Here is a 16,041-nt window from a genome sequence, read left to right as displayed (position 1 = left end):
CAGGCCCTAGATTCCTTCTCGCAAGCCTCCTAGCGAAAAGGAACCGCCCAGATGAACCGCACCACGAGGACTCGCCGTTCCGTGCTCAAGGCCGCCTGTTCGGTCCTGGCCATCGGCGGTCTGGTCTCGCTCGTCCCGCAGAGCGCCAACGCTGTGGAGGACGCCGAGACGTCGGCCGTCCACCGCACCGACCACGTCATCTACTGGAACAACGTCCTGATGGACGCCTTCCGGACCACCGGTGGCACCCCCGGCCCGCTGGGCCGCGGCGGCGCGATGATGAACCTCGCCATCTACGACGCCGTCAACTCGATCCAGCAGATCGGCCGCCCGTACCGCACCCTGGTCCCGAACAGCCGCGGCTACAACGGCTCGATGGAGGCCGCCATCGACCAGGCCGCCTACAGCGCGCTGAAGGCCGCCTTCCCGGCGATCAACTTCGACGACGAGCTGAACACCGCCGTCTCGCTGCGCCGCCCGACCAACGCGATCAACATCAACCGCGGCATAGCCATCGGCAACGCCGCCGCCAACGGCATCATCACCGACCGGGTCGGCGACGGCGCGGACGACAACACCCCCTACGTGGTCAACAACTCGCCCGGCTACTGGCGGCCCACCCCGGGCAGCGCCCCGGTCCCGCACTCGCCGAACTGGGGCAAGGTCAAGCCCTTCGGCCTGCTCTCCGGCAGCCAGTTCCGCCCGACCAGCCTGCCGTTCGGCTACACCACCATCCCGGCCTTCATCGCCAGCCCGGAGTACGCGGCCGGCGTGGACGAGGTCCGCCGCCTCGGTGGTGCCACCTCGACCGAGCGCACGGCCGACCAGACCGAGCAGGCGCGCTACTGGGCCAACGACGTCAACGGCACCTACAAGCCGATCGGCCACCAGTACGTCCAGTCGATGGCCGTCTACCAGCAGCAGCACCCCTGGGTCGACTCCGCCGCCAGCGCCCGCCTGTTCGCGATGATCTCGGTCGCGATGGCCGACGCCGCGATCGCGATCTGGGACTCCAAGTTCGACACCGAGAACGACCTGTGGCGCCCGGAGTCCGCGATCAACTTCGCCGACACCGACAACAACCCGCTGACCACGGCCGACCCGAACTGGCGTCCGCTCTCGATGACCCCGCAGGGCGTGCACTTCTCCCCGCCGTTCCCGACCTACGTCTCGGGCCACTCCGGCATCGTGGCGGCCTGGGCCGGCGCGATGAAGAACTACTTCGGCTGCGACAACATCCCGTTCAGCAGCGGCACCGACGACCCGAACGCGGTCGGCGTGGTCCGCCACTTCAACAGCTTCACCCAGGCCGCCCAGGAGAAGGCCAACAGCCGCCTCTACGCCGGCGTGCACTTCCGCTGGGACAACCAGGCCGCCCTGGAGATGGGCTACAAGGTGGCGGCCGAGGTCAACAAGAACGTCCTGTAACCCACCTGACGAGGAGTAATGCCGTGACCAGCCGGTACGCACAGATCGCCTTCACCACGGAGACCAAGCGCCATCAGCAGGCGCACGGGAGCGCGCGCAGCTACGAGCGGATGGCCGCCGGGGCGAAGGGTGCGGACCAGCTGGGTCCGGACGAGGCCTGGTTCATCCAGGAGCGCGACAGCTTCTACCTGGCCAGCGCCAGCGCGACGGGCTGGCCGTACGTCCAGCACCGGGGCGGGCCCAAGGGCTTCGTCAAGGTGCTGGACGAGCGCCACATCGCCTTCGCCGACTACCGGGGCAACAAGCAGTACATCACCACCGGGAACCTGGACCACGACAGCCGGGTCTCGCTCTTCCTGGTCGACTACCCGCACCGCGCCCGGCTGAAGGTCTACGGCCGGGCCCGGGCGGTGGACGTCAACGAGGACCGCGCCCTGATCGAGGCGGTCCGCGACAAGGAGTACTCGGGCGTGCCCGAGCGGGTCATGGTGATCGAGGTCGAGGCCTTCGACTGGAACTGCAGCCAGCACATCACGCCGCGGTTCACCAAGGAGGAGATCGAGACGGCGGTCGAACCGCTGACCACCCGTCTCGAGGAGCTGGAGCGGGAGAACGCCCGGCTCAAGGCCCAGCTGCTGGGCACCGCCTGACGGTCCGCCAGGACCGGCCCGGGCCCACGGCCGGAAGCCCTCGTAGCGACGCTACGAGGGCTTCCGGCCGTTCGACGTGCGTGGGGAGACGCGCGGGGCGTACGGCCCGTACGGGTCGTCAGGCGGAGCCCACGGGCTCCCCGGTGAGCTGCCCGACCCGCCGCGCCAGCTCCAGCAGGGCCACCATCGCGGCCGGCTGCCAGGCCTGGTCGCGCCAGAGCATCCAGACCGCCCGCCGCATCCGCGGCAGCTGCTCCTGGAGCACCACCGAGCCGAGCTCCACCTCGCGGGCCACCGACTGCTCGGGGAGCACCGCGATGAACGGACCGCTGCGCATCAGCCCGAGGGCGCTGCCCACCGAGCCGGCCGACATCACCTCCAGGGTGAAGCCGTACTGGTCCTGCAGGGCCGTCTGCACCTGCTCCTGGGACGGGCAGCCGTGGTCCACCTGGAGGATGCGCGCCTCCCGCAGGCGGCCGACCGGATCGCCCTCGGCGCTCGGCAGGCCCAGCGAGCCGATGCAGACCAGGTCCAGCTCGTGCAGCCGCTCCCGGACCACGCCGGCCGGCGGCGGCTCGGAGGGCTCGGCGGTGCTGGTCATCATCAGGCCGAGGTCGAGGCGGCCGGCCGCGACCTCCTCCGGGATCCGGGTGGAGAGCATGCTGAGCGGGGAGACGGTCACCCGCGGGTACCGGTAGCGGGCCTCCCAGATCAGCCGGGACACCTCGCGGTCCACCAGAGACCCGGTCGCACCGACCGACACCTGGCCGGTGACCTCGCCGTTCTCGGCGAGGGCGGCCGACAGCTCGTCCACCGCCGAGAGCATCCGGGCGGCGTACCCGTGGAAGATCTGGCCGGCCTCGGTGAGCCTGACCCCGTGCGGCAGCCGCTGGAACAGCGGGGTGCCCACCTGGGCCTCCAGCACCCGGACGTGCGCGGTGATGGTGGACTGCGAGTAGCCGAGCTTGCGGCCCGCCTTGGTGATGCTCTGCAGGCGCGAGACTTCCCAGAAAGTCCGCAGCTGGTACATGGCTATGTCCACTGCGCCTCCTCTCGCTATCGAGTTCCCCTCATCCTGCGCGAGTGCACACCGCCCCCACAGCGACAAGATCTGACTGTGTCACGTGCCATCGGCTTCTCGCTTGCCTCCCCATCGGGAAGGCCGGGGGGCCAGGGGTCTCCCCGGGCCATACATTTATTACAGGCAAGGGGAACGGGAAAAAGAAAAGCCCCGGCCACAATCCAGATAAATCCGAGAAGGGGATTCCCATGGCTGAGATCGAGTTCATCCAGAATGTCTTCCGCAGCGGTTTCGACCTCACCGACATCGAGTGGACGACCTGGGCCGAGCCGGGCCGCGCGGGCGTCGAGCACCACGTCCTGTGGGCCCCGAACGCGGAGACCGGCGAGGAGTCGGTGGGCCTGCTGCTCCGCTTCCCGCCCACCGCGCACGGCGACTTCCACGAGCACCTCGGCTACGAACTGATGCTCGTCCTGGACGGCCAGCTGGACCACAGCGACGGCGACTCGTACGTGAAGGGCGACCTGATCGTCGAGGGCCCGGGCACCCAGCACCAGATGTCCAGCGCCTCCGGCTGCACGGTGCTGGCGATCCGCACCCGCCCGGCCTCGCCGCGCACCCCGCAGCACCCGATCCGGCCGGTCGCCGCCGCGCTGACCTCCTGACCGGCCCGGCCGGCCGGCCCGGCGGGGACCCCCCGCGGGCCGGCCACCCCGGCCGCCCCACCGCAACTCCCGTGACGCACCCGCCGGCTGACAGCAGTTCAGCGGCCTCCCCGCACCCCACCCAGCAGAACGTCAGAGAGAAGCCCATGTCATCGCTTACCCCGACCGGGGCGCACCTGCCGGCCCAGCGCCAGCGCAGCGGCCGCCGGGTCCTGGTCTCCAGTGTCTCCTCCGACTCCCACACCTGGAACCTCGTCTTCCTGCAGCTCCTGCTGGAGGAGATGGGCCACGAGGTCGTCAACATCGGCGCCTGCGTCCCGGACGAGCTGCTGATCTCCGAGTGCCGCCGCCACAACCCCGACATGGTCGTGGTGAGCAGCGTCAACGGCCACGGCTTCCTGGACGGCCGCCGGATGATCGGCCGGCTGCGCGACGAGTCCGACCTGGCCGACCTGCCGGTCGTGATCGGCGGCAAGCTCGGCATCCGCGGTGGTGAAGGCGGCGGCTACGGCGCCGAGTTGATGGCCGCGGGCTTCACCGCGGTGTTCGAGGACGGAGAGGGCGTGGCGGACTTCCGCCGCTACCTGGAGACCCCCAAGCCCGTTGCGATCGTCGGAGGAGCGGCATGAGCGCCCTGGCCACCACCATCCCCGCGGGCGGCGTCCGCCGCCTGCTGTCCACCGCCCCCTTCGGCGACACCGTCGCCGCCGCCGCGGCCGCCGGCCGGCTGGTCGTCCAGCCCCGGATGGGCATGCCCAGCGTCCCGGTGATGCTCGGCGGGCTCCAGGCGGTCGCCGCCGCCGACGCCACCACGGTGGGCACCATCACCCTCGACAGCTACACCCGGGTCGGCGACCACGACTCCGCCCGCAAGGCCCTGCGCGAGGGCTCGGACCTCAACGGCTTCCCGATCGTGGCGCACGGCGCCGACGTCACCCGCGAGATGCTGGCGAACATCGGTGCCCCGGACTTCGCGATCCAGGTCCGGCACGGCTCCCCGCTGCCGCTCGGCATCGTGCAGGCCCTGCTGGACGCCGGTCTGGACGCCACCGAGGGCGGCCCGGTCTCCTACTGCCTCCCCTACTCCCGCACCCCGCTCGCCCAGGCGGTGGACGCCTGGGCCGCCAGCTGCGAGATGCTCGCCGAGCGGGTGCAGGGCGCCCACCTGGAGAGCTTCGGCGGCTGCATGCTCGGCCAGCTCTGCCCGCCCAGCCTGCTGGTGGCGATCTCCGCCCTGGAGGGCATGTTCTTCCGCCAGCGCGGCCTGACCTCCATCTCGCTCAGCTACGCCCAGGGCACCAGCTTCGACCAGGACGTGGACGCCATCGCGGCGCTGCGCCACCTGGCCGGCCAGTACCTCGGCGACACCCAGTGGCACGTCGTCCTCTACTCCTACATGGGCGTCTTCCCCCGCACCGAGGCCGGTGCCCTCGAACTCCTCCGCGGCAGCGCCACGCTGGCCCGCACCACCGGCGCCGAGCGCCTGATCGTCAAGACCCCGGCCGAGGCCCACCGCATCCCCACCGTCGCCGACAACATCCTCGCCCTGGGCGAGGCGGCCCGGGCCTCGGAGGGCGTCCTCCCGCAGCCCGGCTCGATCACCGACAACCCGGTCTACGCCGAGGCCCGCCTGCTGGTCGAGGCCGTCCTGGAGCTCGACCCCGACATCGGCCAGGCGCTGCGCAAGGCCTTCGAGAAGGGCTACCTGGACGTCCCCTTCTGCCTGCACGCCGACAACGCCCAGCGGGCCCGCAGCTTCATCGACGGCGACGGCCGGCTCCAGTGGCTCTCCACCGGCCGCATGCCGATCGCGGCGACCAAGCCCGCCGGCTCCGCCCGGCTCGGCGCCGACGACTTCCTCGGGATGCTCTCCCACGTGCAGCGCGGCTTCGACCTCGCCGCCCTGGAGACCGAGTACAGCCGCCCCACCCTCACCTCGACCACCTCGATCGCCAAGGACGCCAAGTGACCACCGACCGCACCTCCCAGGCCCCGCTCTCCCTCGGCATCATCGGCTCCGGCCCGCGCGGCCTCTCGGTCCTGGAGCGCCTGGCCGCCCGGCTGAACGACGGCGAACTGAGCGGCCGTCAGGTCCGCATCCACCTGATCGACGCGGTGGAGGTCGGCTCGGGGCGGGTGTGGCGCACGGACCAGGACGACTGGTTCACGATGAACACGGTGGTCGGCCAGGTCACGATGTACTCCGGTGACCCGGACGGCGGCCCGGCCCGCCCCGGCGCCGGTCCCTCGCTGGGCCAGTGGATCGCCGAGCGGGCCAGAACCCACGGCGAGCCGCTGCTGGGCCCGGACGACTACGCCTCCCGGCAGCGCTACGGCCAGTACCAGCAGGCCGTCTACCGCTCGATCGTCGAGAACCTCCCGGAACGGGTCGAGTTAGTGTCCGTCAAGGCCCGGGTCACCCAGGCCTCGCCGGCCGCCGAGGGCGGCTACGTGCTCGAACTGGACGCCGCCCCCTACCTGGTGGAGGTCGACCAGCTCCTGCTCGCCACCGGCCACCCGACCAACAAGGCGGACGCCTTCGAGCGCGGCATGTTCGCCTTCGCCGACCGCCACCCGGGCACCGCCTACCTGGCCGGTGACTCCGCCGCCGACATGGCGCTGGACCAGCAGACCGTCCGCCCCGGCTCCACCGTCGCGATCCGCGGCCTCGGCCTCTCCTTCTACGACGTGATGCTCAGCCTGACCGTCGGCCGCGGCGGCACCTTCGCCACCGACGCGGACGGCACCCTGCGCTACCTGGCCAGCGGCCTGGAGCCGAAGATCGTCACCGGCTCGCGCAGCGGCCTGCCGATCCCGGCCCGCGGCCGCAACCAGAAGAACCCGAACCACAGCCACAAGCCGCGCTTCCTCACCTCGGCCGCGGTGGCCGACGCCCGCAAGCGGCGGATCGAGGCCGGCGGCAGCGGACGCCTGCGCTTCGACGAGGACGTCCTCCCGCTGCTGATGCAGGAGGTGGAGGCGGTCCGCGCCGACTCCCAGGCCCGCTCCGGCGGCGCCCCGCTGGCCCCGCTCGACCTGGACGCGCTGGCCCGTCCGTTCCGCGGCAAGGAGTACGCCGGCCCGGAGGACTTCCGCGCCGAACTGCTGACCATCATGCGGGAGGACCTCGATGCGGCCCAGCTCGGCAACGCGGACGGTCCGCTCAAGTCCGCCCTCGACGTCCTCCGCGACATCCGCAACGTGGTGCGCGAGGCGGTCGACTACGGCGGCCTCCAGCCCGACTCCTACGTGGAGGAGTTCCAGAAGAAGTTCCTCCCCGTCAACTCCCTGCTCTCCGCCGGACCTCCGATCGAGCGGGTGGAGCAGCTGGTGGCGCTGATCGAGGCCGGCGTGGTCGAGGTGGCGGGCCCCGCCACCGAGTTCGAGGCCGACGAGACGGCCGGGAAGTTCCGGATCTCCTCCCCGCAGGTGGCCGGCTCGGTGCACCACGCCGAGGTGCTGGTCGACGCCCGCATCCCCACCCCGGACCTGCACAAGGACACCTCCCCGCTGACCACCTCGCTGCTGGCCGACGGCCTGATCGGCGAGTACGTGATGACCGACCCGGCGACCGGCGCGAGCCACGCCACCGGCGGCCTGAACGTCACCGAGGCCCCGTTCCGGGTGATCGACGCCGGCGGCCGGATCCGCTGCGACCTCTACGCCCTGGGCATCCCGACCGAGCACACCCGCTGGTTCACCCAGGTCGGCAGCGGCAAGCCGGGCCTGAACACCCTGTTCCGCCGCGACGCCGACTCGATCGCCGCCGCCATGCTCGACCTCGCCGTCACCACCACCGTCCGCCAGTCCGCCACCGTCACCGCCGGAGGAGCCGCGTGAACACCGCCGGCCGCAACCCCAACGCCACCGCCGCCTTCCGCGCCGCCCGCAACGTCCTGCTGGACAACGCGCACGACCTGGACACCGCCCGCGAGCAGTTCCAGTGGCCCCAACTCCCGCAGTTCAACTGGGCGCTGGACTGGTTCGACGTGATCGCCGCCGAGGGCGGGGACCGCACCGCCCTCCGCCTGCTGGGCGAGGGCCCGGCCCGCGAGGTCAGCTACGCCGAGCTCTCCCGCCGCTCCGACCAGGTCGCCAACTGGCTCCGCTCGCTGGGCGTGCGGCGCGGTGACCGGCTCCTGATGGCCCTGCACAACCGCCTCCCGCTCTACGAGACCATGCTCGCCGCGATCAAGCTGGGCGCGGTGGTGGTCCCCACCTACGCCACCGCCACCACCGACGACCTGGCCGACCGGCTGGACCGCGCCAAGGTGCGCCACGTGCTCACCGAGGACTCGCTGGTCGAGCGCTTCGCCGACCTGCCGGGCGGCTGGACCCGGATCAACACCGGTGCCCGGGTCGAGGGTTGGGCCAACTACGCGGACTCCGAGACCGCCCCCGAGGCCTTCGACCCGCAGGGCGCCACCCGCGGCGACGACCCGCTGTTCGTCTACTTCACCTCCGGCACCACCTCCCGCCCCAAGATGGTGCTGCACACCCACACCAGCTACCCGGTCGGCCACCTCTCCGGGATGTACTGGAACGGGGTCCGCCCCGGCGACGTCCACCTGAACATCTCGGCCCCCGGCTGGGCCAAGCACGCCTGGAGCTCCTTCTTCGTCCCCTTCAACGCCGAGGCCACCATCGTGGTCCTGGACTCCGCCCTCTCCACCCCGACCGCCGTCCTGACCACCCTGCGGGAGCAGGGCATCACCACCTTCTGCGCCCCGCCGACCGTCTGGCGCGGCCTGCTGGCCGAGGGCCTCGGCGAGGCCCCCGCCACCCTCCGCGAGGCGACCTGCGCCGGGGAGCCGCTGGAGGCCACCCTGATCAACACGGTCGAGGAGACCTGGGGCGTCTACGTCCGGGACGGCTACGGCCAGACCGAGACCACCGGCCAGATCGGCCACACCCCCGGCCGCCGCCCGCAGGCCGGCGTGATGGGCCGCCCGCTCCCCGGCTACCGCCCGGTGGTGGTGGACCCGAAGACCGGCCGCCCGGTCGCCCCCGGCGGCGTCGGCGAGCTCTGCCTGGACCTGACGGTCCGTCCGACCGGCATCATGGTCGGCTACGCCGGCGACCAGAAGAAGACCGAGGCGGCCTTCGCCGGCGGCTACTACCACACCGGTGACCTGGTCCGCCTGGGCGTGGACGGCGAGCTGAGCTACGTCGGCCGCGACGACGACATGTTCAAGTCCTTCGACTACCGGATCTCCCCGCTGGAGCTGGAGCGGGTACTGCTGGGCCACCCGGCCGTCGAGCAGGCCGCCGTGGTGCCGGTGCCGGACCCGGTCGGCATGTGGATCCCCAAGGCCTTCGTGCTGCTCGCCCCCGAGTGGACCGAGCGCGAGGACGCAGCCGAGCTGCTCTTCGAGCGGGTCCGGGCCGAGCTGCCGGCCGAGAAGTGGGTCAAGGTCCTGGAGTTCGTCACCGGGATGCCGACCACCATCTCCGGCAAGATCCGCCGCGCCGAGCTCCGCACCCTGCAGACCCTCGGCCACGAGGAGCACCTGCTGGCCGCACTGGCGGTGGCCAACTGAGGCCCCGCACCGCGCCCCACCGCGCACCGTCACGGAGCCGCGCCGACCCCTGAGAACCCGGGGGCGGCGCGGCTCCGTTTCCGTTCACGGTCCGGTGACGCCGTACAGCTGCACGGAGGTGAGCGCGTACCCGTACTTGGTGGCCCGGGTGACGCCCTGCACCCGCAGGTACCGGGTGCCCGGGGCGTCGAAGCGCACCGTCTCGGTGCCGCCCCGGCCGTCCGCCACGGTGGCCACCGTGGTCCACGAGGCCCCGTCCGCCGAGGCCTCCAGCCGGTACGCGGAGGCGTACGCGGCCTCCCAGGTCAGCACCGCCGAGCCCAGCCGGACCGGCTCCGGCAGCTCCAGCTGCACCCAGGCGTCGTCCTTCGCCGGGGCGGACCACCTGGTCCGCGGATCCCCGTCGTTGACCGCCGAGGCGGGCGTCTTCGCGGAGTCGGCGCCCGAGGCGGAGGCCGTCGCGCGCGGCGCCAGGTCGGGCCCGCCGGTCGGCGGCACCACCCGCACCCGCAGGGTCTGGCGCACCGTCATGCCCTGGGCCGCGAAGACCACCGGCACCTCGTACGTCCCGGTGGGCGTCCCGGCCGCCGCCGTCACCTGCAGCGGGGCGGCGATCCGGCCGCCGCGCGGCACCGCCAGCTCGGGCACCGGAGCCACCGTCAGGCCCTGGGCCACGACCGGCACCTCGGCGGTGAGGCGGCCGGTCACCCCGTCCGGGCGGCCGGACTCGACCACCGTGTTGGTCTGCGCCGGGGCGGCGGCGCCGGCCACCACGTCCAGCACCGGAACGGAGAGCGAGAGCCGGGCGGCCGGGGTGTCCTGGTACCAGGGCACGATCTGGTTGACCACCGGCGGCTCGCCGCCCGGCGCCCAGCTGAGCCGGATGGACGTCACCTGCCGCCCGCCGGCGGACAGTTCGTTCCAGCCGGGGCGGACCGGCCCGGCCGGCACCCAGGTGCCGTCCGGCAGCCCGAGCTCCACGGTGCCGGAGGCCTTCACCGTCGGGTCGGTCAGCACGGTGACCCGGTCCAGCGGACGGGCCGCGCCCAGCTCCACGGTGAGCGGGGCGTCCCCGGCGGCCGGGGCGGTGGCCGCCCGGTAGGCGGTGTCCGGGTTCCCGTCCAGGACCGCCGCGGCCGAGGAGCCGGGCTCGGCCACCGGGCCGCCGGTCACCGTGGCCGGGGTCTCGCCGGGCGCGGCCACGCTGAACTCGCGCACCGCCACGGCGGTCTTCTGCCCCGAGGTGGCACGCAGCCGGACGGCCTTGGCCACCACTCCGGGCGGGACGGCCACGGTGAGGTCCTGACGGCCGTTCAGATCGGCCAGCGGCCGCCAGCCGCCCTCGCCGGTGCTGTACTCCAGCACGCCCTCGCGCAGGAAGTCGCCGGCCGCGCTGCGGGCGTCCGGCCCCTGCCCCCAACTGCCCATCAGCACCGTGACGCTGCCCAGCGGGCGGCCCGGCCCGAGGTCCAGGCCGATGGTGTCGCCGGTCTGCGGCGGGGAGGCGGTCCAGTAGAAGGTGTCGGCCGAGTCGTCGGTCATCAGCGAGGGCCGGTGGTCGTGCGCGGTGCCCAGGGTGGTGGTCGGCGAGACCGGCCCGGCACTCACCCCCGACCAGCTGTCGGCGGCCCGGACCGCCCGGTCCAGGAACGGATCCAGCACCCCGGCACCGACCGTGGCGCCGCCCTGGCCGAGCCGCTCCCGCTCGCCGCGCAGCGCGACCCGCTGCTGCCAGGCCGCCGAGCCGTCCCCGCCGCGCTGGGCCAGCAGCATGTCCACCGCGGCCAGCCCGGCCCGCCCGTACCCGGCCAGTTCGGCCAGCCACGGGTCCGCCTCCACCCCGACCTGCTCGGTGGCCAGCGCCTGCCGGGCCCCGGCCATGGTGGCGAAGGCGTCCCGCAGCGGGGCCGCCGCCTCGGCCAGCTTCGCCCGGTCCGGCGCGGCCCCGCCGGTCGGCTCCAGGGCCGCCCAGAACCGCTCGGCCAGCGGGGTCAGGTAGCCCGACTCGCCCTTGGCCAGCACCGAGGAGGAGCTGTGCCCGGCCAGCGCGGTGAGCGCCGCCAGGCCCTGTGCCGAGCCGGCCAGCGGGCGCAGCGCGGCCCGCCAGGAGTCGGCGGGCCGGTAGCCGGCCGGGTTCCAGCCGAAGTCGGCGGCGGTGGCCAGCGGCACCTGCGAGGCCACCGGCTGCTCCATCGCGGCGGTCAGCAGCGCGGCCGAACCGGTCGCCACCCCGGCCTCCCGGCCCTGGTACGCGCCCAGGTAGAGCCGCTCCGGCGCCGAGTCGTTGGCCGGGTAGCCGTCCAGCGTGACCAGCGGCCGCCCGGCCGCCCGGGCCGCCTCCGCGGTGGCGGCCGCCGAGATCTTCGCCGGGATCACCGCACCGCCGCTCCAGGCCACCTGGACGTCGGCGGGCAGCGCGGCGGCCAGCGCCTTGCGGTACGGCGAGACGGCCGCCTTCTGGTAGTCCGTCGGCACCACCGTCAGCGGCAGCTTCCCCTTGGTCAACCGCTCCCGGACCTTGCCGACCAGCGCGGCCTGCGCCTTGGCGGCGGCCTCCGGGCCGGTGCCGAAGCCGCGCCGGTCGGTGCCGCAGTGCCACTCGTCGAAGGAGACGTCCAGGAACTCCAGCTGGAAGGCCCCGAAGCCCAGCCTGCGCAGCCCGTCCAGCTTGGCCAGCAGCGCGTCCACGTCCCGGCCCGAGCTGTAGCAGAAGGACTGGCCCGGATCGATCGAGTACCCCAGCGTCACGTGGTTCTGCCGGGCCGCCTCGGCCAGCCGGCGCAGGTCCTCGGCCTCCGCCTCCGGGTACGGGTCGCGCCAGCGGGAGAGCCGGTAGCGGTCGGCGCCCGGCGCGTAGAGGTAGAAGTTCTGCTTGGTCCGGCCGAGGAACTCCAGCTGCGCGATCCGCTGGTCGGTGCTCCACGGGGTGCCGTGGAAGGACTCCGCCAGACCGCGCACCGGCGCGCCCGAGGGCCAGTCCCGCACCGTCACGCCCGGGAACGCGAAGCCCCTGCCGTCCGCCGCCGGGGCCAGCAGCTGACGAAGGCTCTGCGCCGCGTGGTACGTCCCGTCCGCGTCCACCCCGGCCAACACCACGGTGCCGTGCGGGCCGCCCTCGCCCGGCACCTGACCCGCCGCCAGCAGGTAGCCCCCGGCGGGCAGTCCGTCGAAGGAGAGCGCCTCGGCGTCCTTGCGCCCGGCCGCCTGCGCCAGCTCTCGCAGCGCCCGGTCGGCCGCGCCGCCGGCCAGCTCGGCCGGGCCGCCCACGTACACCGTCAGGCTCCCGGGCGCCGGGTGCTCCGGCGGCCCGGGCAGCGGGGTGATCTCGGTCGCCCCGGCCGAGGTGAGCAGGGACCTCAGCAGGTCGACCGCCGGGCCGTCCGCCTTCTCCGCCGCCACCAACTGCACCGTCGCGGGAACGGCCACCGGCTGCCCGCCGGAGGTCAACTGCTGCGGCTGCGGGAAGAGCTGAGGATCCGCCAGCGAACCCAGGGGGGTGCGCTCCGCCGTGCTGACGGGCCGTCCGGGGGAGGGCTCCGCGTACGCCGTGCCCGGCGCGGCCACCAGCAGCCCGCCCACCACGGCCGCCGCCGACAGCGTCGCGGCCAGCTGCAGCGTCGCCCGCCGCGGGCCCGGGCGGTGCCGCCGCTCGGCCCGGACGGAGGCCAACAGCGGTGCGGTCCCCTTGAGATCGGCGATCAGGCGGTCCGCGGCGCGCGGCGCCAGCTGACGGGCCGTCCGCGCCGTGGCCCGGCGGGCCGCCAGGGCGGCCGGGTGGTACAGCACGTCACGGAGGGCCGCACTCTGCTCGATCTGCTGCCGCAGCAGCCTCCCGGCGGCCACCGACACCCGAGCCTGCACAGGACCCTCCTCGCCCACATCGCCCCAGTCCACGTGCCCCCGGCGGCACAGCCCATCAGCAAGCCGAAACACTGTCAACGCCCGCGCCCACTATGTCCGCTATGCGGCAATGTCCGTCCGCCCACACCGACCGCGCCGCGGGCGGTGGTCACCCCGGGGGCGCGAGGCTCTGCTGATGTGCGGCTCCGCCGCGTGGGCGCGCGGGGGAACGGCAGCACGGGCAACTGGCTCGCCTGCCCCGACCTCACGCTGGTCCGCCTTCCGCTTCGCGCAGTTCCCCGCGCCCCTGGCCGCCCTCCGGGCGGCTCACGGGGCGGGCGGCGTGTCGGGTCGGGTCGGGCGGGGCGGGCACGGGTAGGACTGGGGGTGTCCGTACGGTTACACCGAGCGCAGGAGCCCTGAAGTGGCCGCTTATCTCGACCGTGACGCCGCCGACCCGCAGCAGGCCCCGGCCCAGGAGCCGCCGCCCTCACCGGAGTTGGCCGCCCTGGCGCACGCGCACGGAGTGGACACCACGTACGACGTCGGCGCCGGCCCGGTGCCGGTCGCGCCGCACACCCTGGTCGCCGTCCTGGCCGCCCTCGGCGTGGACGCCTCCACCCCGGCCGCCGTCCGCGCGGCGCTCGAGCGCCACCGCGCCGACCTCGCCGCCCGCGTCCTCCCGCCGTGCGTGGTGGTCCGGGCCGGCCGCCGCACCGCGCTGGACGTCCCGGCCGGCGCCCGCCTCTCGGTGGAGCTGGAGAGCGGCGGCACCTGGACGCTCGCGCCGTCCCGCTCGCACTGGCTGCCCGCCGACCTGCCGCTGGGCCGCCACCGCCTGACCGTCCGCACCACCGACGGCCGGGCGGACTCCACCCCGCTGATCGTGGCCCCGCAGCGGCTGCCGGAGATCGGCCGCCGGTCCTGGGGCTTCCTGGCCCAGCTCTACTCGGTGCTGTCCGAACGGTCCTGGGGCATGGGCGACCTGGGCGATCTGGCCGAGCTCGCCGCCTGGTCCGGCCACGCCCTCGGGGCCGGCTTCGTCCAGCTCAACCCGCTGCACGCCGCCCTTCCCGGTGCCCCCTCCGACCCGTCCCCGTACCGCCCGTCCTCCCGCCGCTTCACCGATCCGGTGCACCTGCGGATCGAGGCGGTCCCCGAGTACCCGTACGCCGACCACCGGCAGCTCGCCGAACTCGGGGAGCGGGGAAGGCGGTTGAGCCAGGAGGTGCTGGCCCACGACGGCCTGGTGGACCGCGACGCGGTGCGCGCCGTCAAGCTGGAGGCCCTCGAACTGCTGCACCGCGTCCCCCGGGGCCCCGGCCGCGAGGCCGCCTACCGGGCCTACGCGGCGCGCGAGGGCAGCTGGCTGGAGCGGTACGCGCTCTGGTGCGCGCTGGCCGAGGTGCACGGCGACGACTGGCACCACTGGCCGAAGGGCCTGCGCCACCCGGACAGCCCGCACGTCACCAAGGCCGCCCAGGACCTGGCGGAGCGGGTCGAGTTCCACCGCTGGCTGGCCTGGTTGACGGACCACCAGCTCGGCGAGGCCCAGCGGGTCGCCGAGGAGGCGGGCATGCCCGTCGGCCTGGTGCACGACCTGGCGGTCGGCGTGCACCCGGACGGCGCGGACGCCTGGGTGCTGCAGGACGTGCTGGCGGCCGGCATCTCGGTCGGCGCCCCGCCGGACGCCTTCAACGCCCACGGCCAGGACTGGGGCCTGCCGCCCTGGCGCCCGGACGCGCTGGCCGCCGCCGGGTACGCCCCGTACGCGGAGCTGCTGCGGGCGGCGGTGCGGCACGCGGGGGCGGTGCGGATCGACCACGTGATGGGGCTGTTCCGGCTCTGGTGGGTGCCGGAGGGGCTGCCGCCGACCCAGGGCGCGTACGTTCGCTACGACGCGGAGGCGATGCTCGGGGTGCTGGCCCTGGAGGCGCACCGGGCCGGCACGTACGTGATCGGCGAGGACCTGGGCACGGTGGAGCCCGGGGTGCGCGAGGAGTTGACGGCCCGTGGGGTGCTGGGCACCTCGGTGCTCTGGTTCGAGCGGGACTGGCGGGCGGACGGGGCGATCCTGCCGCCCGAGCGCTGGCGGGCCGCCTGCCTGGCCACCCTGACCACCCACGACCTGCCGAGCACGGCGGCCCGGCTCTCCGGCGAGCACGTGGAGCTGCGCCACCGGCTCGGCCTGCTGGGCCGCCCGCTGGCCGAGGAGCAGGCCGAGGCGGCCGCCGAACTGGCCGACTGGCAGGCCGAACTGACCCGGCTCGGCCTGCTGGCCGAGGGGGCGGAGCCGACCCCCGAGGCCCTCTACGCCTTCCTGCTGGCCACCCCGGCCGAGCTGGTCGGGGTCTGGCTGCCCGACCTGGTGGGGGACCCGCGCCCGCAGAACCTGCCCGGCACCTGGGACCAGTACCCGAACTGGCGGCTGCCGGTGGCCGACCGGAGCGGACGCCCCGTCACCCTGGAGCAGCTGGCGGCCTCGGACTCCGCCGCCCGGCTGGTGGAGGCGCTCGGAAGGCGCACCCCGGCGAGCGGTGCCCGATAAGCGGCCGGTACCTTGGGAAACGTGGACAAGAGGAACGCTTTGCGAGCCGGTGCGGTCACCGCCACGGCGACGCTGATGATGCTGCTGACGTCGCCCGCCGCCCTGGCGCTGACCCGGGACGACGGCGACGACCCGGGTTCCGGCATCTCCGTGGCCCAGACCCTCGGCCTGTTCGTGGCCGCCCCGCTGGTCGCCTTCGCGATCATCGCCGGCCTGGTGATGATCCCGTCCCTGGGCAAGGGCAAGAAGTAACCCGACCCGCCACCCGCACCAACCGAAAGGGCCGCCGCCCGGGCGCTCCGCTGCCTGGCCACCGGCACCAACTGCGGCTCCTTCGTCCCGCCGGCCA

Annotated in this window: 11 protein-coding genes; 9 read left to right on the top strand and 2 right to left on the bottom strand. The window is 74.1% G+C overall.

All coding sequences use genetic code 11. The features are described from left to right. Positions 1-51: 51 nt before the first annotated feature. Positions 52-1,428, top strand: a complete 1,377-nt coding sequence (locus ACWEPF_RS24390) for a vanadium-dependent haloperoxidase (RefSeq protein WP_452174152.1) — start codon at positions 52-54, stop codon at positions 1,426-1,428. 23 nt (positions 1,429-1,451) lie between these two features. Next, the gene (locus ACWEPF_RS24385; protein WP_452174151.1) at positions 1,452-2,078 is read left to right on the top strand and encodes a pyridoxamine 5'-phosphate oxidase family protein; all 627 of its coding nucleotides are present in this window, start codon (positions 1,452-1,454) and stop codon (positions 2,076-2,078) included. Positions 2,079-2,196: 118 nt separating this feature from the next. On the opposite strand, the gene ACWEPF_RS24380 is transcribed toward ACWEPF_RS24385, so the two are convergent. Beyond that, positions 2,197-3,120 carry a LysR family transcriptional regulator gene (locus ACWEPF_RS24380; protein WP_345288583.1) on the bottom strand — a complete coding sequence of 308 codons (924 nt, stop codon included), beginning with the start codon at positions 3,118-3,120 and terminating at the stop codon, positions 2,197-2,199. 227 nt (positions 3,121-3,347) lie between these two features. Here ACWEPF_RS24380 and ACWEPF_RS24375 point away from each other — a divergent pair, with 227 nt between their 5' ends. The 5 genes from ACWEPF_RS24375 to ACWEPF_RS24355 all read left to right on the top strand — a co-directional run bounded on the left by ACWEPF_RS24375 (position 3,348) and on the right by ACWEPF_RS24355 (position 9,304). After that, the gene (locus ACWEPF_RS24375) at positions 3,348-3,764 is read left to right on the top strand and encodes a cupin domain-containing protein (RefSeq protein WP_345288584.1); all 417 of its coding nucleotides are present in this window, start codon (positions 3,348-3,350) and stop codon (positions 3,762-3,764) included. Between the two features lie 146 nt (positions 3,765-3,910). Beyond that, positions 3,911-4,393 (top strand): cobalamin B12-binding domain-containing protein, encoded by a 483-nt coding sequence (locus ACWEPF_RS24370; protein ID WP_452174150.1) that lies wholly within the window; start codon positions 3,911-3,913, stop codon positions 4,391-4,393. Continuing rightward, positions 4,390-5,733 (top strand): methylaspartate mutase, encoded by a 1,344-nt coding sequence (locus tag ACWEPF_RS24365; RefSeq protein WP_449798464.1) that lies wholly within the window; start codon positions 4,390-4,392, stop codon positions 5,731-5,733. The genes ACWEPF_RS24370 and ACWEPF_RS24365 overlap by 4 nt, the downstream gene beginning before the upstream one ends. After that, entirely contained in the window at positions 5,730-7,604 is a 1,875-nt protein-coding gene (locus tag ACWEPF_RS24360; RefSeq protein ID WP_452174149.1) for an FAD/NAD(P)-binding protein, read from the top strand. The genes ACWEPF_RS24365 and ACWEPF_RS24360 overlap by 4 nt, the downstream gene beginning before the upstream one ends. After that, a complete protein-coding gene (locus tag ACWEPF_RS24355) occupies positions 7,601-9,304 on the top strand; it encodes an AMP-binding protein (RefSeq protein ID WP_452174148.1) in 1,704 nt (567 codons plus the stop codon). Before ACWEPF_RS24360 ends, ACWEPF_RS24355 begins: the two co-directional genes overlap by 4 nt. Before the next feature lie 84 nt (positions 9,305-9,388). On the opposite strand, the gene ACWEPF_RS24350 is transcribed toward ACWEPF_RS24355, so the two are convergent. Then, positions 9,389-13,165 (bottom strand): beta-N-acetylglucosaminidase domain-containing protein, encoded by a 3,777-nt coding sequence (locus tag ACWEPF_RS24350; RefSeq protein ID WP_452174147.1) that lies wholly within the window; start codon positions 13,163-13,165, stop codon positions 9,389-9,391. Between the two features lie 403 nt (positions 13,166-13,568). Here ACWEPF_RS24350 and malQ point away from each other — a divergent pair, with 403 nt between their 5' ends. Next, positions 13,569-15,692 (top strand): 4-alpha-glucanotransferase, encoded by a 2,124-nt coding sequence (gene malQ / locus ACWEPF_RS24345; RefSeq protein WP_345288591.1) that lies wholly within the window; start codon positions 13,569-13,571, stop codon positions 15,690-15,692. A gap of 21 nt (positions 15,693-15,713) precedes the next feature. Continuing rightward, positions 15,714-15,944 carry a hypothetical protein gene (locus tag ACWEPF_RS24340; protein WP_345288592.1) on the top strand — a complete coding sequence of 77 codons (231 nt, stop codon included), beginning with the start codon at positions 15,714-15,716 and terminating at the stop codon, positions 15,942-15,944. The last annotated feature ends 97 nt before the right edge of the window (positions 15,945-16,041 follow it).

Source organism: Kitasatospora sp. NPDC004289, assembly GCF_053602875.1.
This window is presented reverse-complemented; position numbering and strand designations above follow the sequence as displayed.